Raw genomic sequence first — 25,334 nt, forward strand, 5'->3', positions numbered from 1 at the left:
GTACCACAATCCCCCACTTCTCACCACTTGTTTTTGAAATATTTCATGTTTGTTACAGAAATAAATCTCATATGCACTTAATGAGACAAAAAAAAGTCTGCCAAGGCAGACTTTTGCTGTTACAGATAGATTATTTTGTGGGTTTTGTCATATTGGAAATCAAGCTTCAGCAAGTCTTGAACAAGTTCCAAACCATAAACATTCAGGTAAGGGAAGGGACTGAAAACCCGTTCCTGGAAATTGTCATCCGGGCGCAATTCCATCTCAATCAATCCGAAGTGGTTAAACTGAGTGCTATTCTGCAATACTACTTCATCCTCCAATTTGTTTTTCAAAAACTGGAGCTGTTTTAAATGGAATTGCAGATTCTTCTCCACGAGCGGCGTAAGCCCCCCGCTGATCGCTGAAAAACTCTTCTGGATGTCTTCGTATTTGGCTTCCAGCTGCCGCTGCGTTTCCTCAATCAGCTGTTCAGCTTCTTTTTCCCGAATCGACTCCATTAAAGCATGGCGGAGCTCCACCACTTTCAGCTCGTTGAAAACTTCGCTGAAAGTCAATTGATACTTTTGGAGCAAGCTTTGAACTTGCCGGTTGACCAAGGTCATTCCTAGACGCGGCATGACAATCGGCATTTCCATGCCCATTACTTTAAAGACGCCTTTCAAGGCAGCCCAGTAAGCAATTTCTCCCGGGCCTCCGACAAACGCCAGAACCGGAAAAACCAATTCCTGCATTAAAGGACGCGTCACAACATTATTGCTCAGGCGTTCAGGTGAGTTTTTCGCAATATCCAGCAATTCTTCCCTAGTGAAAGCTACCGCCCCTTCATTGCCGATAAACCCATTGCCTTCGCGCTGAAGCAAAATGCGTTCGCCTTCCACCGTAATGAATAGATTAGCCGCCTGCGGTTCCGCATCAATGACTGCGGAATATCCTTCTTCAACCAGGTTTTGTTCCGCCGCCAGGACCGCTTCGGCAATTTCTTCCGACTTCTCAATCATGCGTACAAAATAAGCCGCTTCGTATTTCCGGAGATCGGGACTGGCAGCGTCAATATACAGCAGCCCTTCTTCTTTGAAAAAGTAATTAAGCAGCGCTGCAAAGAAATCCGTATAGGACTCGGCGCCGTCCAAAAAGGCAAAGACTGTTTCGTGCATGTTTTTAGAGTACTCGGTTTCAGGCAAGCTTCTGAAATATTCTTCCAAATAGGAATGGACTTTCGCTTTATTCAATTTTGCAGTGGAGGCTGAATTCTTTCCGTATTCAACATGAGGAAAATTCAGTTTGTCCAACCGGCCGTCTATGCCTCTGTATAAATGGCTGATTTCCGCCAAATCATGGTCTTCGCCAGCTATCCAGAAGACGGGGACGACTTTTGTTGCCAATTGTTCGCTCGCCTGTTTCGCCAGAACGATGACAGAGATGGCTTTGTGCACGGTGTATAAAGGTCCTGTTAAAAGGCCTGCCTGTTGGCCGGTTACAACGACCGGTGCACCGTTCTCAAAATCGGACAGATGGGCTTCCGCCTTTTGGGAAATGCCGTTCGGTTCCATGAATTTGCGCAGGATCGATCCAACTTTTGCACGATCGACTTCGTGCTGCTGCAGCACCTCAAAGCGCTTGCTGACATTCTCAGCGCTTGGCCCATATGAAAAATACTGTAGAATATTCGCTTTTCCGTTTATGTAGTCTTCCATTAGCTGGCTGGCTGGTTTTATATATTGTTCTTCTAACCTCATGAAAAATTGTCCCCTTTTCCGTTTACATTCAGTATTACTATATCAAACGCAATCGCTGTTGGAAAAATATACGCTTACGAAGTTAGAAAACGGCTGATGCTGAGGGCCAGTCCAGTTACCCATAGAAGAAAATATGCAATGCTCAAAATCAGGAAATACGTGCGCCATGTTTTCCGGATAAACGAGACAACTTTGATTTCCTTCGATTTAATCCACTCAATTGTCAGCAAGAACATTGCGATCACGACAGCGATGATATAGGTGATGGCCGCAATATCATATGACCAAATGACTGCAGCCGCTACCGGAATGGAAACGAACAGTAAAAACGTCGTGGCATCTGCGGCCAGTCCGATTGAACGCCGCCCCATTTTTTTGCGGGCAATCAATAGTGTCAAAACGAATAAAATAATAGGAGCAAAGATAAATGCCGCCCCGATTGAATATAAAATGTCCATAGATCAAACCTCGATTGATTTTAGTAGTTGATAAAATGCTTTTAACAAAGGGAGTTCGATTGGAGATCGCTCCAATAAATACAGCACAATGGTGTCCAGCTCCATTTTGCGGCCAGCCTGTTTGTCCATCAGCATCGAAGATGAATTTTCGGCAGTCGCCTTGCATAAAGCGGTTACTTCTTCAAAAGGCAGCAGCGTTTTGATTTCCGGAAAAGCCCGGTCCAGTTCGGCATAGACTCTCTGCATCAGATCATAGGCATAGGGATTCGACAAAAGTTCGCCGTTTTTTAAAGCCGTTATCGCCGTGAGCGGGTTGATGATGCCGTTTAGCAGCACTTTGCGGAACAGGAGACGGTCTGCATCCTCATGCCATTCCGCCCGGAAGCCATGGCGCTGGGTAAACGGAAGAAACGTTTCCTTCCGCCCTTTTAACAGGGCCCATTTAACCGTTCCGTCCCCGGTATGCCGGACTTCGTTGTCGCTGATTTTTAGGGCACCATGTTCTACACTGCCTGCAGCAATATCTCCGTTAGGCAATTGATCAGCCAACCGGAGGTGGAGCATGCCGTTTTGGAGGAACACTACCGGGTTATGCGGGGCATATTGTGTAAGAGCTGGCATAAGCTGTGGCAGCGCATCATATTTCACTGCCAGCAGGACAAAAGCGTCCGGAGGGATTTCCGCCCAATCTGTAAAGGCTGGCACATTGTGGCGTTGTCCGTCTTTTAGGATCCCTCGTTCATTAATGATGCGGGCTTGCTGTTTTCGGTGCGCCAGTATTTGCACTGCGGCTCCTGCTTCATCCAATAAACAGGCGAGCAGCAGGCCAACCGCTCCTCCGCCGACGATGACCACTTTCATGGCTTCCCTCCTCATGCAATCTCAAAAAAGAAGCCTGCCATAATAAGGCAGACTTCTTTCTTATTAACTCTTATTATACAGGATAAACGCCATGTTTTCGATATGGCAAAGGCAAATCTTTTGTTTCGTAAATAGCCAGGCGCTGCGACAACACATCCCGAAGCTGATAAGGAGCCACGATTTCATCGATAATCAGCTCAGACGCCAATTTGTAAATATCGATTTCTTCCTTGTACTCCTGATGTTTTTCAAGAACATATTTCAAGCGCTCTTTCGGATCTTCAATAGCTTCAATTTTGTTTGAATAGACAGCATTGACGGCCGCCTCTGGACCCATTACTGCAATTTGGGCAGTTGGAAGCGCGATGCACACATCCGGCTCGAAAGCAGGGCCTGCCATCGCATATAATCCCGCACCGTATGCTTTGCGGACAATAACCGAAATTTTAGGCACAGTCGCCGAACTCATGGCCGCGATAAATTTCGCACCGTGGCGGATAATGCCTGCGCGTTCGACTTTCGTTCCGATCATAAAGCCCGGCACATCTGCCAGGAACAATAACGGAATGGAGAAAGCATCGCATAAGTTGATGAATTTCGCGCCTTTATCGGCTGAATCTCCGAACAGCACGCCGCCTTTTACTTTCGGCTGGTTCGCCAGGATCCCGACTGCCTGGCCGTCAATGCGGGCAAGGCCCGTAATCAATTCACCAGCAAATAGTTTTTTGATGTCAAAGAAGCTGCCTTCATCGACCAACTGTTCGATCAGTTCATACATATCAAACGGTGCATTTTGATTTTCCGGAATGATAGCTTCCAGCGTGCGTCCGGCTTTCGCTGCTTTTGCTTCAATTTTTTCAGGCTTGATGGCAAAATTCGCCGGGAAGAATGTTAAATAGCGGCGCGCCTCTTCTATGGCTTCTTCTTCAGTCGAAACCAATACATCGCCTACTCCACTGACGGTGCAGTGCATGCGGGCTCCGCCCATTTCTTCGAGCGTCACTTTTTCGCCGATCACTTTTTCGGCCATCCGCGGAGAACCCAAGTACATCGAAGCATTGCCTTCGACCATGATAACAATATCGCAAAACGCCGGTATGTATGCTCCGCCAGCTGCAGACGGACCGAACAATAGGCAAATTTGCGGAACCATCCCAGACATTCTCACCTGGTTATGGAAAATCCGCCCCGCACCCCTACGGTTTGGAAACATATCCAGCTGGTCTGTGATGCGGGCACCTGCAGAATCCACCAGATAAAGCATAGGCACCTGCATTTTTTCTGCAGTCTCTTGAATGCGGATGATTTTTTCAACGGTGCGCGAACCCCATGATCCAGCTTTAACCGTAGAATCATTCGCCATTACGCAAACTGTCTGGCCGTTCACTTTGCCGATTGCCGTAACTACGCCATCAGCCGGCAAATCGCCTGCTTCTGCATTTGCGAATCGGCCATCTTCCGCATAATTCTCATCATCAAACAAAAGCTTAAGCCGATCGCGGACGAATAGCTTATTGCTTTCCTTCATTTTCTCGTGATATTTAGGATGCCCTCCCGCAAAAATCGTCGCGAGTTTTTGTTCCAAGCGTTCGTTATAGCCGGTTGTTTCACTCGTTTTTGTCATTTCGCTGCCCCCTTTGCATGAAACGGATTATTCTCCCAGTGTCATCAATGTTTCTTCTTCGTTGACGAATCCGCCGACTTCCACATGGATTTTTTCCACTGTGCCGCCAGTTTCCGCTTCAACCGGAATTTCCATTTTCATTGATTCAATTGTAAGAACGGCTTGGCCTGCGCTTACCGCTTCCCCTTCTGCTACCAATACGTTCAATACTGTTCCTGCCATCGATGCTTTTAGTTCTTTCATAATCCCTATTCCTCCTTTGTTTTTTCGAGCCATTTCGGCAATACCGATGTTGCGTAGTCGCCGTTTACAAATTCCGCTGATTCAACAAATTCTTTGAATAGCGGAATATTGGTTTTTACCCCTGTTATTGTAGCATGATTGAAAAAATTCTGTGATTTGCGGATAGCATCTACCCGGTCACTGCCCGTAATGATGATTTTAGAAATCATCGGATCGTAAAAAGGCGTGACTGCATTGCCTTGTTCGTATCCGGACTCGATGCGGGCATCGCGGCCCCACATAATGGACTCCAGCTTTCCAGGCGATGGAAAGAAGGTCTTCGGATCTTCTGCGTAAATACGGAACTCAATGGCATGGCCATGGGTTTGGATGTTCTCCTGCGGCGGCAGCTCTTTGCCGTTCGCCACGTCAATCTGCCATTCCACCAAGTCATAGCCTGTCACTTGTTCTGTAACCGGATGCTCGACTTGAAGGCGTGTATTCATCTCCAGGAAGTAAAATTCATTGTTTTCATCGACAATAAATTCAACTGTTCCGGCATTGGTATAACCGACTGCCCGTGCAGCTTGAAGTGCCGCTTCACAAAGGCGAAGACGTGCATCCTGCGGCAAATGAGGCGACGGCGATTCTTCAATCACTTTCTGATTGCGCCGCTGGACCGAACAGTTCCGCTCAAATAAATGGACGATATTCCCATGCTTGTCGCCAAATATTTGTACTTCAATATGGCGCGCGTTTGCGATGAATTTTTCTAAAAAGACGACATCGTCTCCAAAATAAGCTTTCGCCCGATTTTTAACGGAAACAAACTGTTGACTGAGCGCTTGCTCATTATCACAGCGCACCATGCCGATGCCGCCGCCTCCTGCACTCGCTTTCAGCATAACCGGATAGTCGATTGCCGCCGCTTCAGCTAAAGCTTCCTCAAGTTCGTGGACGCCTTCTTCTGTTCCTGGAACGACTGGAACCCCAGCCTGAATCATTGTGCGGCGAGATTCAATCTTATCGCCCATTTTTTCCATGATATCAGCGGACGGACCGATAAAGATCAACCCCGCCTGTTCGGTTTTCCGGGCAAATTCTGCGTTTTCCGACAGCAAGCCGTATCCCGGATGAATGGCATCCGCTCCGGAGGCCAGCGCCGCTTCAATAATTTTGTCAACTTTCAAATAAGACTGTGCGACCGGATTTGGTCCGATTAAAATAGCTTCGGTTGCTTCACTTGCATAAGGCAGATCCCCATCAGCCTCAGAGTGAATAGCAACCGTTTCGATGCCGAGGCGATCGCAGGTGCGGATAATCCGCCGTGCAATTTCGCCCCGGTTCGCAATCAGGATTTTATTCATATAAGAAATACCCCCTGTGTTTTTCTCCCTTCTCTAGCATATACGATTTTTGTAAGCGATTTCAACTATTGGCGCAAAACTTTTCAGAATAACAGATTTCATCCAGTGTTTTTCTATCAGTTTTTCATAAGATAGTTTGTCAAATTAAGTGCAACACTTCATCCATGAGTGCTTCGGTTGCCGTTCTCCACTTCAGGCATTTTCGTGGCCGGTTATTGATCAGGCGGAGTGCTTCGTTTAATTCGCTTTCACTGACAGTGGCGAAATCGGTTTTCTTTGGAAAGAATTCACGCAAAAGTCCATTGCCGTTTTCGTTGCTTCCGCGCTGCCAGGAAGAATACGGATCCGCAAAGTACACCTGGATGTTCAGATCTTTTTCAAGTGAGCTGTAACAGCTGAATTCTTTGCCCCGGTCGGTGGTTGCCGTGAGAAAGCCACCCTCTGGAAAGCGTCGGCACAACGTATGAACCGCTTTTTCCATCGAGGCTGAGGTGCGGTCCGCCATTTTGATGGCGGTGTACCAGCGGGTCTTGCGTTCGATGAAGGTGGCGACACAGGCTTTGCTTTTTCCGCGGCTGGAGACGACGGTATCCAGTTTCCAGTGACCGAAGGTCTCCCGTTTCCGGACCTCTTTCGGTCGTTTGGCAATCGGTGTGCCAATGGTAAAACGGCCACGCGTTTCCTGCGGTTTCCGCCGTTTCCCTTTCTGCCGCAGCATAGTGAGCGGCACCTGAATCACCCCTTCATAGATCCAGCGGTAAATGGTTTTAAAGCAGAGCCTTCCTTCGAACAGCCGGTTGGCGATCTGTTCCGGGGACCAGGTCTCGTCCAGCTTCTGCTGGACAATAGCCACGGTTACTTCGGTCCCTTTGGACTTCGCGCCGCAGCACTTTTTCTTGCCGGCATAGGTTTCCTGCGCCGTTTCTGCTTGATAAGAGCCCTCGCTTTCACAACGCTTCATTTCGCGCGAAACGGTAGAGGGACTACGTCCCAATTTACGGGCGATTTCACGGATCGAGTAATTCAAATCCGCAAGGGTTTCTATTTTGACGCGTTCGGATATGGTAAGATGGACGTAGCTCATGACAGAACCTCCGTGTAGTGTTGGTGTGGTAACTTACATTTTACACGAATCTGTCATGGGCCCTTTTTTGTTTTTTAGGGTGTTGCACTTAATATTACAATTCGTCATAAAAAAAAGACTTCCTTTAGCGGAAGTCTTTATTTTTTCGTCTTATCCAGGAAATTATCAACGGCTTCGTGGTGTGCATCGGCTTCCCAAAGTTCGGCGCAGCGCCGCACTTCGGCTTCTACCCGGTCCTTTAAGCCACTAGCCTGCCATTTGCGGATGGCCATTTCTTTGTAGGCGCGGTGCACTTCCGGAAGAATCTTTTTCATCGAATGGATAAATGCTTCAACATCGTCATCGTTGCGGACTATTTTGGTCGCCCAGCCGTTTTCAAGCAGTTCATCCGCTCTATATGCCCGTGCATCGCTGAGCATTTTCAGCGCCCGGTCATGCTGCAGGGTTTCAAACAGGTAGCTGCCGCCTCCCCAGCCGCTTGTGATGGCAAGCGTGCCTTGGATAAAGCCGCATTTTGCATGTTCTCTTACTAATCGGTAATCGCAGGCAGTCGCAATTTCACAGCCGCCGCCTACTGCAGCTCCGTTCACCAAAGCAATCACCGGTACCGGCAAGGTTTTGATGGCGTAAAGCACTTCGCTCATCCGCTTCAGCATTGGATACGCTTGTTCTTTTGTTTTCAATTCGTGGAATACTGACAGATCGCCGCCGGAACAAAAAGCTTGGGATCCGGAAGCGGTGATGATGACAAAACGCGGTTTTGACTTATGTACTTTTTTCGTTAATTCTTCGAGCCCTTCCATCACGCCTTCATTGATGGCATTGCGGATATCCGGGCGGTCGATTGTAAAGGTGAGGATTTCGTCTGTCATTTCAATTTTATACGACATCTTATCACTCCTTATTTTTAGGTAGAGAAAAAGGCTATCGAGAGCCATGGCCTCTCAATAGCCTTTTAGCAGCAAATACTGTTTTATTTGCTTGCTACTACTTCTTTCCCTTTGTATGAACCGCATTCTTTGCAGACGCGGTGAGCCAATTTCATTTCGCCACAGCTTGGGCAAGTTACCATGCCCGGCACTGACAATTTGAAATGCGTACGGCGTTTTCTTTTAACGGTTTTGGACGTTCTTCTAGCTGGTACAGCCATTGGTGACACCTCCTTACAATGATTCTATTCATCTGACTGATCAAAATACTTGGCTAAATCAGCAAGTCTTGGATCCGGTTTTGGTTGTGCTTCTTCTTTCTCCGCTTCCGCTTGCTCATCAGTTGAATAGGACCAGTCGTTGCCGCCAGTAATCACGGCTTCTTCGGAATCCTCCTTGAACACTTGCATCGGAATTTCCAAAAGGATAAGTTCTTCTAGCACCGGCTGAAGGTCAATTGTTTCAGTAGCAACCATGTGAACATTATCGTCTTTTGTATCTCGGTCTTTTTCAGACCAGGAGAAAATTTCAACCGATTTGATGTCGATAGGAAATTCAACGTCTTCCCAAGTTCTAGCGCAGGGAAGTATCAACATCCCTTTGAGTTGAAGCTGGCACGTTATTTGTTGCGAACCAATTGTACAATGCCCCGTGACATGCATAGGTAAAATTTCGCGAATATCGCTATTGCGTTTTTTCACTGCATCCAAGTGGACAATTTCGTCAATTGGCATTCCGTCTTTGCGATGCTTTTGAAGCTGTTGAATCGCCATTTTCATAAGTATCACCTCTAAGACAACAAAGTTGATTATATAATGCACAGAAAAAGATGTCAAGATAAAATCTTGTCAGACAGTTCTAAACATCGGTATACTGTTATTTAAGTTTACCAAAGGAGCGATTGAAATGAAAGCTGCAGGCATTGTTGTTGAATACAATCCGTTTCATAATGGCCACCTCCATCACGCTCATCAATCCCGCATCGAATCCGGAGCAGATGTGTTGGTGGCAGCGATGAGCGGCCAGTTTCTGCAGCGGGGAGAGCCCGCATTTGCCGATAAATGGGCACGCACTGAAATGGCGCTGGCCAATGGCGTGGATATTGTGCTCGAACTTCCCTATGTGTACGCTACTGCCCAGGCATCGGATTTTGCCAGAGGCGGCATTGCCCTTTTATCGGCAATTGGCTGTGAATCGTTCTGCTTTGGCAGTGAGCAAGGTTCCATTGAACCCTTCCTTCAGACATACGGCCTTTTAGAAAGCGAGCGCCCTCTTTATGAACAAAAGATCCACGAAGCTGTTCAGACAGGGATCAGCTACCCGAAAGCCTTAAACGAAGCTTACACAAGCCTAACCGGAAACGGTGCAGGCTATGCCGATTTAAAGCAGCCGAACAATATACTGGGCTATCATTACATAGAAGCAGCAAAAAAGATGGCTTCTCCGATTCGCCCGCTGACCATCCAGCGCATTGCCGCTAATTACCACGACCCGATTGACAAAGAATTGACCATCGCCAGCGCGACCGGCATACGGCAGGCCTTTTTTGAGGGTGCGTCGATGGAGGAAATCGCCAAATATATGCCCCATGCTTCCATCAACATTCTCAAAGAGTTTAATGGAGCGCATCATGGCTTCGGCAGCTGGGAACGTTTTTATCCCCTGCTGCGCTACAGCATCCTGCGGGAGCGCCCATCCCGCTTAAACCGGTTTGCCGAAGTGACAGAAGGCATCGAAAACCTGATTTATGAAGCGGCAAAAAAAGAAGCCGATTTTGAAGGATTCATCAGCCGCGTGAAATCGAAGCGGTTTACACGGACCCGCGTACAGCGGATGATGACACATATCTATACCGGTTTCACATGGGAAGAGCTTCGTTCTTTTGAAAACCCTGCTTACCTGCGCTTGCTTGGCATGACCGCTAAAGGCAAACAGTATTTAAACCAACAAAAAAAGAATATCGGGCTCCCCTTGATCAGCCGGGCCGCAGATTTAACGGACCCGATGGGGAAACTCGATATTCATGCCAGTTCCATGTATTTGCTTGGAATGGGGGCAATGGATGTAAAAAAAGAATTCACAACGCCGCCCCGTTATTTCGGCTGAAGGGTATCCAAATACGCAATTGCATCATCGACGGTCTTCACCGGCACAATCTTCATGGTTGTGCCGATTTTTTCTGCCGTTTCCTTGGCCACCTCATAGTTGGACGCAGAAGCGCCTTCGGTGTCATCATCCGGAGCAAAGAAAACATCCATGCCTTCATTGTCAGCCGCAATCACCTTCTGGTCGATTCCGCCGATTCTTCCAACTTCTCCGGAGCTTTGCATCGTACCAGTGCCAGCAATGTCATAGCCTTTAGTGATGTCTTCATCAAGCAGTTGGTTTAAAATCTCCAGGGTAAACATCAATCCCGCAGAGGGGCCGCCAATATTTTCCGCATCGATCTTCACTTCCGGAGTGGTGACAATGTCTTTATTCTCCACAAATGAAATGCCGAGGCCAACCCGATCCGGCTCAGTCGGCAGCGGTGCAAGCGAAATGGTTTCCGTCAGTTTGCGGCTTTCGCGTTCAAACGCCAATTCCACTTCGTCCCCTTCCGCTTTTTCCGCTATATAATCAATGAACTCTTGCTGCGAATCGAATTCATTGCCATCAATCGACAACACTTGATCTCCTGGTGCGAGCACTTGATCTGCCGCTCCGCCTTCAAGGACGTTCATCACAAAAACTCCGTTATTATCCACTTCATATGGCTTGCCGGCTTTTTCAAAAGCCACCTGCAAGGCATTCACTTGTGAATCCGACATCAGCTTGAGCTGGCGCACATTATACTCTTCTTCGCTCTCATGCGGGCTGCGCACTTCCTCGGGCTTCAGAATTTTATAGCCGTCCTGAAACTTTGCAAAAAGATATAATGCCGGTGTAGCGTTCAGCATCGAAACCGTCATTAAACTCAAAGTGCCTTCGTCGTCTTCGTCTCCACCCTCTACTTCTACCAAGGGACTGAGTTCGTAGGCACCTCCGGGTTTAGTAATGTAATAATTCAGTTGGTACGTCGAGGTGAAAATTGCCAAGGCAGCAACGACTACCAATGCAATTAATTTATTATTTCTCATCTGCTGCTCCTTTCCAAATTGGCAGCCAATAACAAAAAGCCACGATAAACGTGACTTATTGGAATTTCCGCTTTAAGGCCTCTTCTACTGCGCCTGGAACCAATTCACTGATATTCCCGCCATATTTCGCGACTTCTTTTACAATGCTTGAACTTAAAAAAGAATATTGGTTATTGGAAATCATAAATAATGTTTCGATATTTTCATTCAGAAATCTGTTCATTGATGTAATCTGCATTTCATATTCAAAATCCGAAACTGCACGCAAGCCTCGAACGATCGCATTTGCTTTCACTTCGCTTGCATAATCAATCAAAAGCCCGCCGAAAGAATCCACTTGCACGTTTGGAAACGACTGGGTGACTTTGGAAATGAGTTCCTGGCGTTCATCCACGTCAAACAGCGGCTGTTTTGATGAATTGTTCATCACCACCACTTTGACTTCATCAAAAATCGTCGAAGCTCTTTTTATGATATCTAAATGCCCCAATGTAATCGGGTCAAAACTTCCCGGCACAACTGCAATCTTATTCAAATTCTTCTCCCTCTTCCCCTTGAAAACGGTAAATTGAAATAATGGTGGTGCCATAAAGTTCTTTTTTGAATCGCTCGAAAAAAACCGTGCGGTCCTGGAGCTCCACTTCTTTGGCATGTTCACACACCACTATGGAATCCTCTGTCAATATTCCCATTTCCGCTGCTTTATCCATCAAGCCATATGCTTTTTCCATATGATAGGGTGGGTCTAAAAACATCAGCCGGGCTTGAATGTTATTTTTTTTTATTGCTTTAAGTGCACGGTCGGCATCCGTTTTATAAACTTCCGCCTGGTCTGTCAATCTGGTTTTTTCCAAATTTGCCCGGATGGTGTCGACAGCCTTCCGGTCTTTATCCGTGAAAATCACTTTATCGATGCCTCTGCTTAACGCTTCAATGCCAAGGCCGCCGCTGCCTGCGAACAAATCCAATGCATTGCCGCCGTCAAAAAATGGCCCGATCATATTGAAGATGGATTCTTTTACTTTGTCAGTTGTCGGCCTTGTTGAAGTGCCTGGCACCGCTTTCAGCGGAATGCCTTTTACTGTTCCTGCTACAACACGCATCTTATCGCCTCTTATTTGCTAAATTTCTTATGAAAAAAATCCGCCTAATGGTAGAATGTTAAATGGAAAGGACGTGACCTATATGATTCAACGATTTATCGAATTAGGCGAAGGGTATGGAGATCTTTATGAACTCCGTGAATTGATCACTGTAAATTCTCACCGTTTCAAACACGGGTTTATTTTTGTTTCATCAGCTAGTGGAGGCCAGCCGGTACTATCGGTTGCAGCGGCATTTGAGCCGGCCACGGAAGGCGGCTTCATGCCGATTTACATATGCCGGGAAGGAATTCCAGAGAATTCAAAGCGCCTCGGCTTGTTTGAAGAAACGGTAAAAGGGCTTGGCCATGAACCAATCAAGATGGATGTTAAACATTCTTCTGCCTATGCGGAAAAGAAATTCTACTTCAACCATTTGATTGCCATTCTCCGATTAAACCACTACATTCCACCAATGCAGTAATTATAAGCCGATTTTATAATCGTACTCTTTAGCTTTATCCGGTTTTGCATTTTCGTATTCCGTTTTCAGGAACGGCCGCTGTGATTCAAGAACCTGTTTCACGTACGGCAGTTTCGATAATTTGGTTTTTGTGCTTTCAATGACTTCTTGATCCATATAAAGAACGGCATATTTGAGCCTTCGCGAGATAAAATGGACATGTCCGTATTTTCTTAGCGATTTGGCTTGTTTTAAATGATGGACATAAACAATCAGGCCCTGGCGATCACGCATAACTATCCCTCTTTTCTTACTGTTAGAATACCATAGGAAAGAAAAAAGCCGCAACCAGTGAAGCTGAAACATTCGCAAGCTCTATTGGGCTTGCCCGGCCATAAAATTTCCGTTGCCGTATCCACTTGTAAGTGCAGGATAAAACTAACAATAAATCCTGGAATTCGTTATAATGACTTTAGTTACATTTTCGAGGGGGTAATCCATTCTTATGGGGAAAAAAACAAAAATCGGACTTGCTGCCGTTGCGGTCGGAGCAGCTGCTTGGGCAGGTTCTAAAGCATTAGCAACTCCACAAACGAGACCTGGAAAAGATGTGCTGGACTACGGCCACCCCATTGTCCTGGCTCACCGTGGAGGCGGCGGCATTGCTCCGGAAAATACAATGGCCGCATTCAGAAAATCAGCAGAACTGGGAGTCCACGGATTTGAAATCGATATCCGATTGAGCAAAGACGAAGAAATTCTGGTGTTCCATGACGAATACTTGGACCGGACAACAGACGGAGCTGGGCGTGTAGCGGATTTGACGCTTAAAGAACTTTTGGAATTCGACTTAGGCTATCATTTCGTCGACCCGTCAGGCAAAACGACTTATCGGGGCAAAGGCGAAAAAGTCGTGCTTCTGCGCGATTTACTGAAAGAATTCCCACAAATGTTCATCAATATTGATATGAAGGATTCTCCGGAAACTTACGAAGGCAGTTTGATTCCTTCAAAATTATGGAGATTGATCGACTCTCTGGGCGTTCATGACCGTGTAGTGGTTACTAGTTTTTATGATGAACAAATTGACCGTTTTAATCTTTATGCCCAAAACCGGGTAGCAATCGGAGCCGGGGAAAACGAAGTGAAAAAAGCGTATACGGCATTTAATAGCCAATTCGGCCATTTATATAATCCACGCGCTGACGTCTTTCAAATCCCTGTCCGTTCATCGATGTTCCGGCTTGACCTGCCGCGGTTCATCGCATTTTTATCCAATTTGAATATTCCCGTCCATTACTGGACAATCGATGACCCTGAAGAAATGCAGGCATTGATTGCTGCGGGCGCAAAAGGAATCATCACAGGACGGCCGGATCTTGCTGTCGCTCTCATGAGCGAAATGGAAGATCAAGAGCAATAAAAAAATGTGCAACGAAATCGTTGCACATTTTTTATATATTCTGTCTGGAATTAAAGTTGAACAGGCGCTTCCGCTTTTCTTGTCCAGCTGCAATGGCCAGGCCCTCGGGTCATAAGTCGTTCCGGCTGTGCGGCTAAGTACGCCGCTTCGCCGATCCACCTTATGCCTGTCGGACCTTAACGGCCATTTCCGCTTTTCTTGTCCAGCTGCAGCGCCTAGCCTCTCGAGGTCGCTTCAGACTGATCTGCGATGGCCAAAAGCGCCATCACTGCCCAGCCTTCCAGCGCTTGTCGAGGCTAAATAGGCGCTTCCGCTTTTCTTTAAGCGGAGCATGAGCAGCCTCCGCCAGTTCCGCAGCTTCCGCCGCAAGATGAATCGGAAGAGAAGAACGGATTGCTGGAAGGGATTTTCACCGCTTCCGAGACGGATCTTCCAAGAATGAAGCTTACTTGGTCCATCAAGTCCTGCAGTTCATTTTCCGCCAAGCGCAAGGCTGCGATTTGTTCGTTCAAATCCAGCCGGCGTTTGTCAACGCGGATCTGCTTCATCACCCGGCTGTAATCCGGATGGTATTTGCCGAACCTCTGAACTTCCTCGTATTGCTCTTTTAGTCTGGCAAATGCGTGAATTTCGTCAGCCAAACCTTTATCGTTATAAACAGTATCATAAGCTTTTCGATAAAGCTCGGCCTGTTCGGATTGCAAAATCATTTCGCTTAACTCTTCTGCAGAGTCAGTTATTTGAACCCATTCGTAGGTCATAAACATATGCATTCCTCCTCTACACGTTTCATCATAGCAGAAATATACCCATTTTCATACATATTGAAAGGACTGGTTTTATGAAAAATTTATCGAAGCAATTTCAGCGCATTGTTGATAACAGCACATTGGACGATTTAAAAATTTTAGGCGACTTCCTCGAAAATTTCGAGAAAAAGCAGCAAGGCGAATTCAATACATACTTAAGCGCCAGCTTGAACATGCAGCGGGAGACCGACGAGCATTCAAGTGCCGTCCGCATTCCGAACACACCTTTTATCCACAATAATATCGATATTCCGCATGGCGGCATCCTGGCTGTTTTATTGGATACAGCGATGGGTACCCTGGCCAGCAGCAAATGCCCCGAAGGCTTCGTTGCTGTAACCACCAATATTACGATCCATTACCTCACTGTTGCCGTTGAAGACGAAATCCGGGCAGATGCCCGCATGATTCGCCAGGGCGCCCATACGATGGTTGTAGAGGGCAATATCGTGCAGCAAGACGGCAAGCACATCGCCACTGCCACCGGCTCTTTTTTTATCGTTCCAAAAAGACAATAGGTTTTATTGATTTTCAGCAGTTGCCGGTTTCTGCTTTAAAAAATCTTGGGTATAATATTTGCCGAATACCCCTACTCCGATTTGATTGAATCGGCTGGACAATAAGGTGTCCCGGTGGCTCGGCGAATTGATCCAGCCATGCACTGCTTCTGCTGAGTCAGAGTACTTGGTTGCCGTATTCTCGGCAGCTTCTTCAAAAACGATGTTGGCATTCGTAAGCCGCTCTTCCAAACTTTTTAATTCAGTTTCCTCTGCTGAGAAGTTCTGTTTCGCTGTATTTTGACTATGTTCTTTTGCCAGCATGCTAACGGCCGGATTTACAGCCAGTGGATTTTTTTGGTGGCGCAGCCGATACACATTGGTTAAATCGATGATCTGCTTGGAATTTGCTTCATCAATGGATTGCTGAAGGCCCGAAGATGGAGTGATGGGCGGCAGCAAATCTCCTGAAAACATCATGTCATAGGGCTGATGCCGAACCAAGGTCTCAGCATCCATAAACCGGACAGCTTCAAGTTTCTGATCTTCCCCATCGATATAGAGTTGGGCATAAACGTCGCCGAAACTGGCTAGCAGGCGCTTTTTCAAATCTTCCGAACTAAGGTTAAAGATATAAATATTTTCTCCATATTTTACCGTAATTTCGTTTTCAACAATGGTAAAACGGTACAAGTCATTCAAAGTCTGGCCAATTTTATATGGTGACGGATTGGTGGCAATACCCGCAGTGTACACTTGAACCACTTTGCCTTCTTTGATGCCCGCCATCAGATAGTTGGAATACGAAGCGTTATAGACCCACCATTCGTACCCGAATGCGGAAGGTTCGATTCGGGCAGGCTTTCCAAAATCCGAAAGCCAGTCCTTGGACGGCTTACCGATATACGTCGACAACCCTTCCATCGGCCGTTCCACGTCCAGCGAATCTTCTATCAGATCCTGTGCCGGCAACGGATCCTGAGTTTGCGGAGCTTCCAGCATCTCATTTTCCTCAGTAGGAGAATCGAAGTAAAAAAAGACAATGAGAATTACCGATAGAAAAATCATAATGCGCAACAAGTCTTTCAATCGAACAGCTCCTCAATAAAGTATATACACACAATTATAACAGTCGTCCGCATTCTGACACAATCTAGCCATTGCAACAAGCCGTTTTTTCATCTATTATTAAAGAAGCATTTAGTCAGTTTGATATCGAGGAGGAGATCCTATGTATTTTGAAAATACAGGACTAGAAAACATTCAAGTAGATTTCACTTTACTTGACGACATTATGAGCCGTCACGGCTTAACTAAAGAAGGCCAATGGGACTATGAGCGTGTTACATACGACCGCAAGTTTATTGTCCGCGAAGGCACTTACTATCTTCGTGTTTTCGGCTATGCAATCACTGGCGATATTGATGCCGGAGATGCAGTCGTAAAATTAATGAAACCGGTTGTCGGCAAACACTACTACCCACATGGTGTAGAATATGGCGAAGACGAGCATTTCCCAGAGCATTTGATTAAATCTTGCGTTGAAGTGCTGAAAGCAATCAAAACGGAAATTGCAGCTTTTGAAATTAAAGCATAAGAAAAACCGTAGTTCTTTACTGAACTGCGGTTTTTATTTTTCCTGACGTTTCCTTCTTCTCTTATTGATATAATAGATATAATAAAGAAAAGGAGGTTGAACATGTTTAAGTGGCTGAACAAAAAGGTGTTAACGATTGTTTTGGTTATTACAATCGCTGTTTTACTGGCAATATACATACTCCCCATTTCTATTCCCTTAATTATCGCTTTACTCGTTGCGATTTTCCTTGAACCTTTTGTAAAATTCGTCCAAAGAAAAGCGAAATGGAAACGAAAAACCGCAGTCATCACTGTATTCATTGCATTTCTTGTAATCGTTTCGGCCATCCTCTACTGGACAGTAACCCGTTTGTTTGGAAAACTGATCGAGTTTTCCCAAAGCGTGCCGGATTACATTAATTCACTGACTGACATGTGGAACGAAGTACAGGCAGTTTTCTTGCGCTCGACTGAAGACATGCCGATGGAAGTTAGTTCGTCGATCGAAACGGAATTGGCAGGTTTTCTGACCAGCACCCGCGATTGGATTCTATCTATTGTCAATTATGATACCATCACCGGACTTCTGACGGGAATCCCTTCATTTTTGGTTAGTTTTATCGTCTTTTTGATCGCATTGTTCTTATTCATGCTCGAATTATTGAATTTGAAAGAAATGCTGTTCAATCGGTTAAAAGAGCAGACTGCGGAAAAAGTCCGTTTTATGGCCGCCCGCTTAAATAATGTGATTTTTGGTTTTCTAAAAGCGCAATTTTTGGTAAGCGTCATTATATTTTTGGTGTCTTTGCTCGCCTTATTATTCATCGCACCGGAATATGCTATTGCAATGTCGTTGTTCATCTGGTTGATCGACTTTATTCCAATACTCGGCTCTATTATCGTGTTAACCCCTTGGTTTATCTATCAGTTTATTATCGGCGATATTGTCCAGGGAACGCAATTGGCCATCCTGGCTTTGGTATTATTGATCATTCGGAGAACTGTAGAACCCAAAGTCATGGGATCGCAGATCGGCCTATCCCCTCTTGCCACATTGGTGGCAATGTACATCGGCCTTCAATTGATTGGACCGCTCGGCTTTTTTGTCGGCCCCTTATTCGTCATTCTCTTCACATCAGCACGGGAAGCGGGCATGATTAAAATTGATTTCAAGATTTAATCTGAAGAATCTCTTTACCGACAGTCATTTCCCATTAATTGAAGGCATAAAAAAAAGAACCTGAGAAGGTTCTTTTTTTATCCACCTAATATTGCTTTGAAAACTGAAGTGGTGTGCCCGCCTTCATAAATTACGTATAGCAACAGGTATACGACTACGCCCGTGATGGCAGTGAAAAACCAGATGACGCTCGTAATTGGCCCTAACTTACGGTGTTTTTCAAGACGGTTTTTTAACCCAAGCCAAATCGTGATTAATCCCATAACCCCGCCGGTAGTAGCCAAACAGATATGGAAAATCAGGAATATGGTGTAGATAAGCTTATATTCATCAGGTCCCCCAAATGCGGTGTTTCCAACGAAAATCGTACGGGACATGTAGATAATGAAAAATGTCAATGCGGCAGCACCTGCTGCCAGCATTACTTTTTTATGTGCTTCGATGTTGCGTCGGCGGATCAAATACCAGCCAATCGCTACTAGAACGGCACTTAATACGATGAAAAAGGTACTGATGGTCGGTAATAGCGGCAAATTCATACTATAGTTTCTCCTTTGGCTTCTTTAAGCATTATGTCTGTGTAAGGCCATATTCTTTCTGTCTTCAATCGTTTTTGCAGTAATTTCATCAGCATTTTTGTTTTCGTTTCTCAGCCATTCATAGAAAACGAGCCACAGGAATACCGTAAAGATCAATTCCTGCACCACTTTCATGGTAATGCCGCCTGTCCGCTGATCTTCAAGCGCCGACATATTGGTAAACAGTTCCGGACCGGTCAAGCCGAGCTGAGCAAGTGTACCCGCTGGCACACATAGTGCCATGGCTTGCTGCCATGCCTGGCCATCTGTATAAGTGGCATAGAAGGCTGTATCGCTGAAAATAATCAATGCACAGGCAGGCGTGATCAATACGCTTAACCCGAATAAGTACGCAAGCTTTTTCAATCCATGGAACTTATAAGCGCCTTCCAGATTGTTGACAACTGGCCACCAGTAAAGCAAAGCCGAACCGAACAGAAGGATGCTGACAGCTGCATGCAATAATGAATTCATTTTTACAAAATCGAAAATTAAGGGAATATGGTAAAAAGAAAATACCATTCCAAAAATAATGATAGCTAGCATAGGTTTCGTGAATAAATCAAACAACGGCTTAATGACAGGGCGATTGATGATTGCTCGCCATAGCCAAGAAGGAGTGCCCATGATAAGTAGCGGCGGAACTAAAAGAACCAGAAATGCCATTTGGAACATATGCATGGAGAAAATGATATGGCCAAGCAAATCGATTGGCGCCCCTTTGATTATATACAGTAAAAGCACACCTGAAACAAACAGAAGCGCTTCTTTTTGTTTCAGCGGCTCGCTGTCTTTAAACTTGTCTCTCCATTTTACGGTAACCAAAAAATATAAGATCGTAATTAATACGAGGACTCCCAAGAAGTATGGACTCCATAAAGCCTGAAATCCAAATATACTAATCGGCATGCCAGCATACCTCCTTTTTCTTAAGTACCCCCATTATATAGTGTGGAAGTAGGTATATCAATGAACGAACTATGACAATTGGCGAAAGATAAACACTGGTTCCCTGACAGAATGATAGAATGCATTCTCAAAGGAATTCTCGGATCTGATTAATGTTAGCGCGAAAGCATAAATGCAAAAACCATTATGAGGAATGGCTGCAATTGATAATTATAACATGCAAAAAAACCCCGCATACCTTTACAGGCATGCGGGGTTTAAGTTTTATTTTACCACCAAACAATTGTTACCAATGCAAGAATTGTAATAAAGGCAACAAACATGCCGCTGAACATAAAGAACGCGACCATGCCATGACCTTTATTGCTCATGTGCATAAAGTGATACAACTGAAGCACGACTTGAACAGCTGCCAACAATAAAATAATTGGTGTGATCAAGTAAGGTGAGAAATCAGCTGCAACCGTTGTAAATGCAATCAATGTCAAGAAAATCATCATTGCAAATGAAGTCAGCTGGTTGCGCATCTCTTTTGCCCGTTGACGGCGGATGTATTGATATTCTGCTTGTGATCTAACATGCGTATGTGTGTCATGTGCCATATTAACCGATCACTCCCATCAAATAGACGACAGTAAAGATGAAAACCCATACTACGTCGATAAAATGCCAGTATAACGCTACAAGATAGAATTTTGGTGCGTTGTAAGTATTTAATCCACGTTTAGCGTTGCGGAGCATCAAAGCGATGAACCAGCTAAGACCGAATACTACGTGAGCACCGTGAGTTCCGACAAGCGTGTAGAATGCAGCACTGAAGGCACTATGCGTATAGCCAAAACCAAGATGCACATAGTGGTTAAACTCATAAATTTCCAATCCAAGGAAAGTTGCTCCTAGTAACACAGTTACCATGAGCCAAGCTTGCATCGCCTTAAAGTTATGGTTCTTCATATGGTACATTGCATAAACACTCGTCAAAGACGAAGTCAAAAGAATCATTGTCATCGCAAACACTAATGGAAGTTCAAACAATCCCGATGCTGTAAATTCCATTCCGCTTGGCCCCTTATCTTTAAGAGCCAAATACGTAGCGAAAAGTGAAGCAAACGTTACGGTTTCAGCCGCCAGCAAAAGCCAGAAGCCGATAAACTTATTCTTCCCTTCCATTGTAGCAGTTTCAGGATGATCGGGCCAAGTTTGTGGGGTATATTTCTTATTTAGATCCATTCACATTACCCCCTTTAGCGTCTTTGATCAAATCTTCTTTAGAGATATGGAATCCAAGATCATCTTTCAACGAACGCAATAGCATCGAACCGAAAGTGATCAATAATCCAAGGATAAGCACTGGAAGTGGCCAAGATTTATCTCCATCCAGGAAGTAAAGCGCACCAAATGAAGCAACGAACAAACCAAATGACATAATTATAGGAATAATAGAGCCGTTTGGCATGTGAATTTCTTCTAATGGTTCAGCATAGAGCATGCCTTCTTTGTTGCCTTCCATTTTCTCGATCCAGTATGTATCCAGACCGCGTACTAATGGAGTTTGTGCAAAGTTATAAAACGGCGGCGGTGATGGGATTGCCCACTCAAGAGTACGGCCATCTTCCCACGGGTCATTGCCGACACGTTCGTTTTTAATAGTAGTAAGTACTACGTTGATCAATAATACGATAACACCGATAGCCATGAACAACGCACCAACAGAACTGATGGCGTTGAATAAATCCCAGCCCTGGTCAGCGCCGAACGTATAAACGCGTCGCGGCATCCCCATCAGGCCTAAGAAATGCTGGATAAAGAATGTTAAGTGGAAACCGATAAAGAAGAACCAGAAAGTAATTTTTCCTAATTTTTCGCTAAGCATTGTACCGAACATTTTTGGCCAGTATAGGTGTGTAGCTGCAAAAATTGCAAGTACAACCCCACCAACGATAACGTAATGGAAATGCGCAACGATAAAGTAAGAGTCATGCAATTGGTAATCCAGAGGAGCAATCGCTTGCATAACCCCGGTTACCCCACCTGCAACGAACGAAGGGATAAAGGCAATCGCATAAATCATTGGTGTCGTGAATTTAATGCTGCCTCCCCAAATGGTCAATAGCCAGTTGAAGATTTTAACCCCTGTCGGAACAGCAATAATCATAGTCGCCAATGCAAATACTGCGTTTGCTGTTGGCCCAAGACCTACTGTAAACATGTGGTGAGCCCAAACCATGAATCCGTAGAAACCGATCAGGATTGTGGCGAATACAAGCGCAGTGTAACCAAACAAACGCTTGCGAGAGAAAATAGCAAAAATCTCAGAGAAAATACCGAAAGCCGGCAAAATCAGAATGTAAACCTCAGGGTGACCAAAAATCCAGAATAAATGCTCCCAGATAATCGTGTTACCACCGTTTGCTACATCAAAGAAGTTTGCACCAAACATACGGTCAAATACCATAAAGAAGAGACCGATTGTCAATGGAGGGAAAGCCAGCAAAATCAATGCTGAAGCCACAAAAGTCGTCCATGTGAACAATGGCATTCTCATGTAAGTCATACCTGGAGCACGCATATTGATAATCGTAACAAGGAAGTTAATCCCGGAAATCAGCGTACCAAAACCGGAAATCGTTAATCCAAGAGTGTAAAAGTCAATCCCATGTCCTTCCGATGCGAGTGCCAAGGATGCATAGTTTGTCCAACCAGCATCAGGGGCGCCGCCCATAAACCATGAAAGGTTCAAGAAGATTCCACCAAAGAAGAACAACCAGAATCCAAGTGAATTCAAGAATGGAAATGCTACGTCACGAGCACCAATTTGTAATGGCATGACCGCATTCATAAACGCGAGCAAAATTGGCATCGCAGCCAGGAAAATCATTGTTGTCCCGTGCATCGTCAATACTTCGTTATAAGTACCCGCGCTTAGGAAATCATTTCCGGCTTTCATTAGCTGGATTCGGATTAACATCGCTTCAATACCACCGATCAGGAAGAACAAACCTCCTGATGCGAGATAAAGATGTGCGATTTTTTTATGGTCTACTGTTGTCAAGTAGTCCCATATCATTGCACCGAAGCCCTGTTTTTGAGCAATAGAACTCACAATGTAAACCTCCCTTTTTTAAGCCTGTCTCTTTTACTTTTCAACGGATAAAGACATCAAGTAAGCGGCAAGGGCATCAAGCTCTTGCTCAGTGAAATCTTTCCCGTCGTTCAAAGATTTAGGATCAGGCATTAAGTTGCCTGGCTTGTATTGTTGTGGATCAGCGATCCATTTTTTAAGATTTTCTTCGTTATGTTCCATGAAGCCTGCTACACGGTTGCGGTCGCCGAATGTTGCTACGTTCGGTCCCTGCATAATCCCGCCTTCTCCTGAACCTGAAACTGCGTGGCAAGCGATACAGCCAGCGCCTTCAAGACCGAAAAGCTGTTCTCCTTCTTGCGCAAGTGCACCTTCAGCTGGAGTAGCTTCTTCTTGCATTGCTGCTACCCATGAATCGAAATCATCACGGTTCATCGATTTCACTTTGAAATCCATTAACGCGTGGGATGGACCACAAAGCTCAGCACATTTTCCGTAGAAAACGCCGTCTTCAAGTTCCGCAGATTCCTGATCAAAGGTTAAGTAAAATGTGTTTACGTTTTCCGGGTTAGCATCCAATTTACCGCCAATGGATGGAATCCAGAATGAGTGCTTAACATCAGCCGCGATCAAGTTAAAGTAAACTCTCTCGCCTGTAGGGACAACTAATTCCTGAGCGGTTACAATTCCTTGTTCAGGGTATTCGAATTCCCACCAGTATAATTTAGCTGTTACGTTGACTGTCAAATGAGTCATGTTTTCTCCATCTTCAGCTTGTACATCCATTGTCGAAACATCCGCTAAATCAAATGTTGAATAAACGGTTGGAACTGCAAGGATCAAAAGCAATACGATTGGAATGGAAGTCCATAAAAATTCAAGTCTTGCGCTTCCTTCGACTTGTTCAGGGATAAGATCTTCCCCAACTTTTGAACGGCGGAATTTGAAAATTGCCAAAACGTAGATAATCGTTACGACAAGAATGACAAATGCCATTACTATCGAAGACAAGATCAGTAAGTTAAATTGATCTTGAGCTACTTCGCCAGCGGGTATTAATGTAGAAATTTCTTCTCTACCGCAACCTGCAAGAAAGACGACCAATGCAGTCATCAATGCGAAAAGGCGCCATTTTTTGAGCCCTTTATTCATAGCTTTTCATACCCCTCTCTCATTTAAAAAATTTTGTTCTGCAATGTTGGAAACTAGACAAAGACAGCAAAAATGATCATCGAAACAAATAGGATGGTCATATAATTCAACGAATAGATGAACATTGTCTTTGCCCATTTCAAATCATCTTTTACATTGAAGCCTCGAATGGCGAGTACCAGCCAACCGATATTCAGCAATGTCGCTAAGATGATGAAGCTTATTCCGAGATCCATTAACAGGAATGGCAGAGGGAACAGCAGCAAAACCCAGGCAAGCATAGATTTCTTAGTGCGGTGGAAGCCTTTGACCACAGGCAGCATCGGAATGCCGGCTGCACGGTATTCTTCAGTGCGCTTCATAGCCAATGCATAAAAATGTGGCGGCTGCCAAACGAACATAATCAAGAATAATGCCCATGCGCCCCAGCCGAGCGTCGGTTCAACTGCAGCCCACCCGATTAGCGGCGGAATGGCTCCCGATATGCTCCCTACAATTGTGTTGCCGACATGTTTTCTCTTGGACCACATGGAATAGAGGACTACGTAAGCCAAAATTCCCGCAATCCCGAACAAACCAGCAGAGACAGAAGCAGAGAACAAAAATAATTCGCCTATAACGATGAAAAACGAAGCGAGCGCTAAGACAGCAGACGGTTTGAATCTTCCTGTTACAGTTGGACGCGCTTTCTTACTCGCCATCAATGGATCGATGTCCATGTCAATGTAGTTATTCATCGCAGCAGAACCCGCTATGATGAGTGCAGACCCGACCAATGTATAAACGAGGATGTCCATCTCCTGCAGGAAATGTCTGTCGGAAAACTGAAACGCGAGCCACAGTCCCGTAAAGACGGTAATTAAATTGGAATTTACAATTCCGATTTTGATCAACGCGAGAAAATCCTGGAGAAAAGTGGTGGTTTCGGCTGCTTCATGAGTTTCCGCAGACAAAGACCGGCTGTTTGACATATAACCCCCTCCTTTCAAAGTTGTAAGCATATTCCGCTAACCATAACTATATCTAAATTCCAGTTGTTTTTCTACTTCAAACTGAAATTTCCCGATAAAAGCGATGATTTTCATGTAATTTGCCTCAGAAATATGCTCTATTAATCATACCTTAGTGCACTAGTTATTTTAAGATAGAAAAAAATTTGTTTTTGAACAGTTTGTGAA

Annotated in this window: 29 protein-coding genes; 6 read left to right on the forward strand and 23 right to left on the reverse strand. The window is 45.1% G+C overall.

Annotated features, from left to right (window positions below; genetic code table 11):
* Positions 1 to 119: 119 nt before the first annotated feature.
* The 10 genes from bshC to HU147_RS03755 all read right to left on the reverse strand — a co-directional run bounded on the left by bshC (position 120) and on the right by HU147_RS03755 (position 9,063).
* Positions 120 to 1,739: a bacillithiol biosynthesis cysteine-adding enzyme BshC gene (gene bshC, locus HU147_RS03710; RefSeq protein WP_224074966.1), complete on the reverse strand. Its 1,620-nt coding sequence runs from the start codon at positions 1,737 to 1,739 to the stop codon at positions 120 to 122.
* Positions 1,740 to 1,813: 74 nt separating this feature from the next.
* Positions 1,814 to 2,197 carry a DUF3397 family protein gene (locus HU147_RS03715; protein ID WP_224074967.1) on the reverse strand — a complete coding sequence of 128 codons (384 nt, stop codon included), beginning with the start codon at positions 2,195 to 2,197 and terminating at the stop codon, positions 1,814 to 1,816.
* Between the two features lie 3 nt (positions 2,198 to 2,200).
* Complete coding sequence (locus tag HU147_RS03720) at positions 2,201 to 3,058, reverse strand: 2-dehydropantoate 2-reductase (protein ID WP_224074968.1); 858 nt, start codon at positions 3,056 to 3,058, stop codon at positions 2,201 to 2,203.
* Positions 3,059 to 3,131: 73 nt separating this feature from the next.
* On the reverse strand, positions 3,132 to 4,682 hold the full coding sequence (locus HU147_RS03725; protein ID WP_224074969.1) for an acyl-CoA carboxylase subunit beta: 1,551 nt from the start codon (positions 4,680 to 4,682) through the stop codon (positions 3,132 to 3,134).
* 27 nt (positions 4,683 to 4,709) lie between these two features.
* A complete protein-coding gene (locus HU147_RS03730) occupies positions 4,710 to 4,925 on the reverse strand; it encodes an acetyl-CoA carboxylase biotin carboxyl carrier protein subunit (RefSeq protein ID WP_224074970.1) in 216 nt (71 codons plus the stop codon).
* 5 nt (positions 4,926 to 4,930) lie between these two features.
* The gene (locus HU147_RS03735) at positions 4,931 to 6,271 is read right to left on the reverse strand and encodes an acetyl-CoA carboxylase biotin carboxylase subunit (RefSeq protein ID WP_224074971.1); all 1,341 of its coding nucleotides are present in this window, start codon (positions 6,269 to 6,271) and stop codon (positions 4,931 to 4,933) included.
* Between the two features lie 139 nt (positions 6,272 to 6,410).
* Complete coding sequence (locus HU147_RS03740) at positions 6,411 to 7,355, reverse strand: IS30 family transposase (protein WP_224074972.1); 945 nt, start codon at positions 7,353 to 7,355, stop codon at positions 6,411 to 6,413.
* Positions 7,356 to 7,492: 137 nt separating this feature from the next.
* Positions 7,493 to 8,245, reverse strand: a complete 753-nt coding sequence (locus HU147_RS03745; protein WP_224074973.1) for an enoyl-CoA hydratase/isomerase family protein — start codon at positions 8,243 to 8,245, stop codon at positions 7,493 to 7,495.
* A gap of 83 nt (positions 8,246 to 8,328) precedes the next feature.
* A complete protein-coding gene (rpmF, locus tag HU147_RS03750; protein ID WP_036806933.1) occupies positions 8,329 to 8,505 on the reverse strand; it encodes a 50S ribosomal protein L32 in 177 nt (58 codons plus the stop codon).
* A gap of 24 nt (positions 8,506 to 8,529) precedes the next feature.
* Complete coding sequence (locus HU147_RS03755) at positions 8,530 to 9,063, reverse strand: YceD family protein (RefSeq protein ID WP_224074974.1); 534 nt, start codon at positions 9,061 to 9,063, stop codon at positions 8,530 to 8,532.
* Positions 9,064 to 9,190: 127 nt separating this feature from the next.
* Between HU147_RS03755 and HU147_RS03760 the strand changes: the two genes are divergently transcribed.
* On the forward strand, positions 9,191 to 10,390 hold the full coding sequence (locus HU147_RS03760; RefSeq protein ID WP_224074975.1) for a nucleotidyltransferase: 1,200 nt from the start codon (positions 9,191 to 9,193) through the stop codon (positions 10,388 to 10,390).
* Here the strand turns inward: HU147_RS03760 and HU147_RS03765 are convergent.
* The 3 genes from HU147_RS03765 to rsmD are packed head-to-tail and all read right to left on the reverse strand — an operon-like array spanning position 10,378 to position 12,506.
* Positions 10,378 to 11,403, reverse strand: coding sequence for a SepM family pheromone-processing serine protease (locus tag HU147_RS03765; RefSeq protein ID WP_224074976.1), 1,026 nt, complete (start codon positions 11,401 to 11,403; stop codon positions 10,378 to 10,380). The genes HU147_RS03760 and HU147_RS03765 overlap by 13 nt on opposite strands.
* A 55-nt stretch (positions 11,404 to 11,458) precedes the next feature.
* Positions 11,459 to 11,938, reverse strand: a complete 480-nt coding sequence (gene coaD / locus HU147_RS03770; protein ID WP_074510220.1) for a pantetheine-phosphate adenylyltransferase — start codon at positions 11,936 to 11,938, stop codon at positions 11,459 to 11,461.
* Positions 11,931 to 12,506: a 16S rRNA (guanine(966)-N(2))-methyltransferase RsmD gene (rsmD, locus tag HU147_RS03775; RefSeq protein WP_224074977.1), complete on the reverse strand. Its 576-nt coding sequence runs from the start codon at positions 12,504 to 12,506 to the stop codon at positions 11,931 to 11,933. The genes coaD and rsmD overlap by 8 nt, the downstream gene beginning before the upstream one ends.
* Before the next feature lie 82 nt (positions 12,507 to 12,588).
* Between rsmD and HU147_RS03780 the strand changes: the two genes are divergently transcribed.
* Positions 12,589 to 12,969 (forward strand): DUF7147 family protein, encoded by a 381-nt coding sequence (locus HU147_RS03780; RefSeq protein WP_224075290.1) that lies wholly within the window; start codon positions 12,589 to 12,591, stop codon positions 12,967 to 12,969.
* On the opposite strand, the gene HU147_RS03785 is transcribed toward HU147_RS03780, so the two are convergent.
* On the reverse strand, positions 12,970 to 13,242 hold the full coding sequence (locus tag HU147_RS03785) for a YlbG family protein (RefSeq protein WP_224074978.1): 273 nt from the start codon (positions 13,240 to 13,242) through the stop codon (positions 12,970 to 12,972). It abuts the gene before it with no gap.
* A 211-nt stretch (positions 13,243 to 13,453) separates the two neighbouring features.
* Here HU147_RS03785 and HU147_RS03790 point away from each other — a divergent pair, with 211 nt between their 5' ends.
* Positions 13,454 to 14,371 carry a glycerophosphodiester phosphodiesterase gene (locus tag HU147_RS03790; protein ID WP_224074979.1) on the forward strand — a complete coding sequence of 306 codons (918 nt, stop codon included), beginning with the start codon at positions 13,454 to 13,456 and terminating at the stop codon, positions 14,369 to 14,371.
* 320 nt (positions 14,372 to 14,691) lie between these two features.
* Here the strand turns inward: HU147_RS03790 and HU147_RS03795 are convergent, their stop codons facing one another.
* Positions 14,692 to 15,138: a YlbF family regulator gene (locus tag HU147_RS03795; RefSeq protein ID WP_036806961.1), complete on the reverse strand. Its 447-nt coding sequence runs from the start codon at positions 15,136 to 15,138 to the stop codon at positions 14,692 to 14,694.
* A gap of 74 nt (positions 15,139 to 15,212) precedes the next feature.
* On the opposite strand from HU147_RS03795, the gene HU147_RS03800 reads away from it, so the two are divergent.
* Positions 15,213 to 15,698 carry a PaaI family thioesterase gene (locus HU147_RS03800; RefSeq protein ID WP_224074980.1) on the forward strand — a complete coding sequence of 162 codons (486 nt, stop codon included), beginning with the start codon at positions 15,213 to 15,215 and terminating at the stop codon, positions 15,696 to 15,698.
* Positions 15,699 to 15,701: 3 nt separating this feature from the next.
* On the opposite strand, the gene HU147_RS03805 is transcribed toward HU147_RS03800, so the two are convergent.
* A complete protein-coding gene (locus HU147_RS03805) occupies positions 15,702 to 16,766 on the reverse strand; it encodes a CAP domain-containing protein (RefSeq protein WP_224074981.1) in 1,065 nt (354 codons plus the stop codon).
* A gap of 142 nt (positions 16,767 to 16,908) precedes the next feature.
* Here HU147_RS03805 and HU147_RS03810 point away from each other — a divergent pair, with 142 nt between their 5' ends.
* Positions 16,909 to 17,274, forward strand: coding sequence for a YugN family protein (locus tag HU147_RS03810; protein WP_224074982.1), 366 nt, complete (start codon positions 16,909 to 16,911; stop codon positions 17,272 to 17,274).
* A gap of 102 nt (positions 17,275 to 17,376) precedes the next feature.
* Entirely contained in the window at positions 17,377 to 18,435 is a 1,059-nt protein-coding gene (gene ytvI, locus HU147_RS03815; protein ID WP_224074983.1) for a sporulation integral membrane protein YtvI, read from the forward strand.
* 77 nt (positions 18,436 to 18,512) lie between these two features.
* Here ytvI and HU147_RS03820 read toward each other — a convergent pair whose 3' ends face one another.
* The 7 genes from HU147_RS03820 to cyoE form a co-directional block, all read right to left on the reverse strand.
* A complete protein-coding gene (locus tag HU147_RS03820) occupies positions 18,513 to 18,974 on the reverse strand; it encodes a DUF420 domain-containing protein (RefSeq protein ID WP_224074984.1) in 462 nt (153 codons plus the stop codon).
* A gap of 24 nt (positions 18,975 to 18,998) precedes the next feature.
* On the reverse strand, positions 18,999 to 19,922 hold the full coding sequence (gene ctaG / locus HU147_RS03825) for a cytochrome c oxidase assembly factor CtaG (RefSeq protein ID WP_224074985.1): 924 nt from the start codon (positions 19,920 to 19,922) through the stop codon (positions 18,999 to 19,001).
* Positions 19,923 to 20,191: 269 nt separating this feature from the next.
* Positions 20,192 to 20,524, reverse strand: a complete 333-nt coding sequence (ctaF, locus tag HU147_RS03830) for a cytochrome c oxidase subunit IVB (protein WP_224074986.1) — start codon at positions 20,522 to 20,524, stop codon at positions 20,192 to 20,194.
* Position 20,525: 1 nt separating this feature from the next.
* Positions 20,526 to 21,152: a cytochrome (ubi)quinol oxidase subunit III gene (locus HU147_RS03835; RefSeq protein WP_224074987.1), complete on the reverse strand. Its 627-nt coding sequence runs from the start codon at positions 21,150 to 21,152 to the stop codon at positions 20,526 to 20,528.
* Positions 21,139 to 23,025: a cytochrome c oxidase subunit I gene (ctaD, locus tag HU147_RS03840; protein ID WP_224074988.1), complete on the reverse strand. Its 1,887-nt coding sequence runs from the start codon at positions 23,023 to 23,025 to the stop codon at positions 21,139 to 21,141. Before ctaD ends, HU147_RS03835 begins: the two co-directional genes overlap by 14 nt.
* A 33-nt stretch (positions 23,026 to 23,058) precedes the next feature.
* Positions 23,059 to 24,156: a cytochrome c oxidase subunit II gene (gene coxB / locus HU147_RS03845; protein ID WP_224074989.1), complete on the reverse strand. Its 1,098-nt coding sequence runs from the start codon at positions 24,154 to 24,156 to the stop codon at positions 23,059 to 23,061.
* Positions 24,157 to 24,209: 53 nt separating this feature from the next.
* The gene (gene cyoE / locus HU147_RS03850) at positions 24,210 to 25,127 is read right to left on the reverse strand and encodes a heme o synthase (protein ID WP_224074990.1); all 918 of its coding nucleotides are present in this window, start codon (positions 25,125 to 25,127) and stop codon (positions 24,210 to 24,212) included.
* Positions 25,128 to 25,334: the final 207 nt, after the last annotated feature.

Origin of the sequence: Planococcus chinensis (assembly GCF_020071995.1) — a bacterium.
Classification (GTDB): domain Bacteria; phylum Bacillota; class Bacilli; order Bacillales_A; family Planococcaceae; genus Planococcus; species Planococcus chinensis_A.

What these genes read in the sequence shown, in the direction of transcription:
- bshC (WP_224074966.1), bottom strand. Translation starts at nt 1,739, where the DNA reads ATGAGGTTAGAAGAACAATATATAAAACCAGCCAGCCAGCTAATGGAA.
- HU147_RS03715 (WP_224074967.1), bottom strand. Translation starts at nt 2,197, where the DNA reads ATGGACATTTTATATTCAATCGGGGCGGCATTTATCTTTGCTCCTATT.
- HU147_RS03720 (WP_224074968.1), bottom strand. Translation starts at nt 3,058, where the DNA reads ATGAAAGTGGTCATCGTCGGCGGAGGAGCGGTTGGCCTGCTGCTCGCC.
- HU147_RS03725 (WP_224074969.1), bottom strand. Translation starts at nt 4,682, where the DNA reads ATGACAAAAACGAGTGAAACAACCGGCTATAACGAACGCTTGGAACAA.
- HU147_RS03730 (WP_224074970.1), bottom strand. Translation starts at nt 4,925, where the DNA reads ATGAAAGAACTAAAAGCATCGATGGCAGGAACAGTATTGAACGTATTG.
- HU147_RS03735 (WP_224074971.1), bottom strand. Translation starts at nt 6,271, where the DNA reads ATGAATAAAATCCTGATTGCGAACCGGGGCGAAATTGCACGGCGGATT.
- HU147_RS03740 (WP_224074972.1), bottom strand. Translation starts at nt 7,355, where the DNA reads ATGAGCTACGTCCATCTTACCATATCCGAACGCGTCAAAATAGAAACC.
- HU147_RS03745 (WP_224074973.1), bottom strand. Translation starts at nt 8,245, where the DNA reads ATGTCGTATAAAATTGAAATGACAGACGAAATCCTCACCTTTACAATC.
- rpmF (WP_036806933.1), bottom strand. Translation starts at nt 8,505, where the DNA reads ATGGCTGTACCAGCTAGAAGAACGTCCAAAACCGTTAAAAGAAAACGC.
- HU147_RS03755 (WP_224074974.1), bottom strand. Translation starts at nt 9,063, where the DNA reads ATGAAAATGGCGATTCAACAGCTTCAAAAGCATCGCAAAGACGGAATG.
- HU147_RS03760 (WP_224074975.1), top strand. Translation starts at nt 9,191, where the DNA reads ATGAAAGCTGCAGGCATTGTTGTTGAATACAATCCGTTTCATAATGGC.
- HU147_RS03765 (WP_224074976.1), bottom strand. Translation starts at nt 11,403, where the DNA reads ATGAGAAATAATAAATTAATTGCATTGGTAGTCGTTGCTGCCTTGGCA.
- rsmD (WP_224074977.1), bottom strand. Translation starts at nt 12,506, where the DNA reads ATGCGTGTTGTAGCAGGAACAGTAAAAGGCATTCCGCTGAAAGCGGTG.
- HU147_RS03780 (WP_224075290.1), top strand. Translation starts at nt 12,589, where the DNA reads ATGATTCAACGATTTATCGAATTAGGCGAAGGGTATGGAGATCTTTAT.
- HU147_RS03785 (WP_224074978.1), bottom strand. Translation starts at nt 13,242, where the DNA reads ATGCGTGATCGCCAGGGCCTGATTGTTTATGTCCATCATTTAAAACAA.
- HU147_RS03790 (WP_224074979.1), top strand. Translation starts at nt 13,454, where the DNA reads ATGGGGAAAAAAACAAAAATCGGACTTGCTGCCGTTGCGGTCGGAGCA.
- HU147_RS03795 (WP_036806961.1), bottom strand. Translation starts at nt 15,138, where the DNA reads ATGTTTATGACCTACGAATGGGTTCAAATAACTGACTCTGCAGAAGAG.
- HU147_RS03800 (WP_224074980.1), top strand. Translation starts at nt 15,213, where the DNA reads ATGAAAAATTTATCGAAGCAATTTCAGCGCATTGTTGATAACAGCACA.
- HU147_RS03810 (WP_224074982.1), top strand. Translation starts at nt 16,909, where the DNA reads ATGTATTTTGAAAATACAGGACTAGAAAACATTCAAGTAGATTTCACT.
- ytvI (WP_224074983.1), top strand. Translation starts at nt 17,377, where the DNA reads ATGTTTAAGTGGCTGAACAAAAAGGTGTTAACGATTGTTTTGGTTATT.
- HU147_RS03820 (WP_224074984.1), bottom strand. Translation starts at nt 18,974, where the DNA reads ATGAATTTGCCGCTATTACCGACCATCAGTACCTTTTTCATCGTATTA.
- ctaG (WP_224074985.1), bottom strand. Translation starts at nt 19,922, where the DNA reads ATGCCGATTAGTATATTTGGATTTCAGGCTTTATGGAGTCCATACTTC.
- ctaF (WP_224074986.1), bottom strand. Translation starts at nt 20,524, where the DNA reads ATGGCACATGACACACATACGCATGTTAGATCACAAGCAGAATATCAA.
- HU147_RS03835 (WP_224074987.1), bottom strand. Translation starts at nt 21,152, where the DNA reads ATGGATCTAAATAAGAAATATACCCCACAAACTTGGCCCGATCATCCT.
- coxB (WP_224074989.1), bottom strand. Translation starts at nt 24,156, where the DNA reads ATGAATAAAGGGCTCAAAAAATGGCGCCTTTTCGCATTGATGACTGCA.
- cyoE (WP_224074990.1), bottom strand. Translation starts at nt 25,127, where the DNA reads ATGTCAAACAGCCGGTCTTTGTCTGCGGAAACTCATGAAGCAGCCGAA.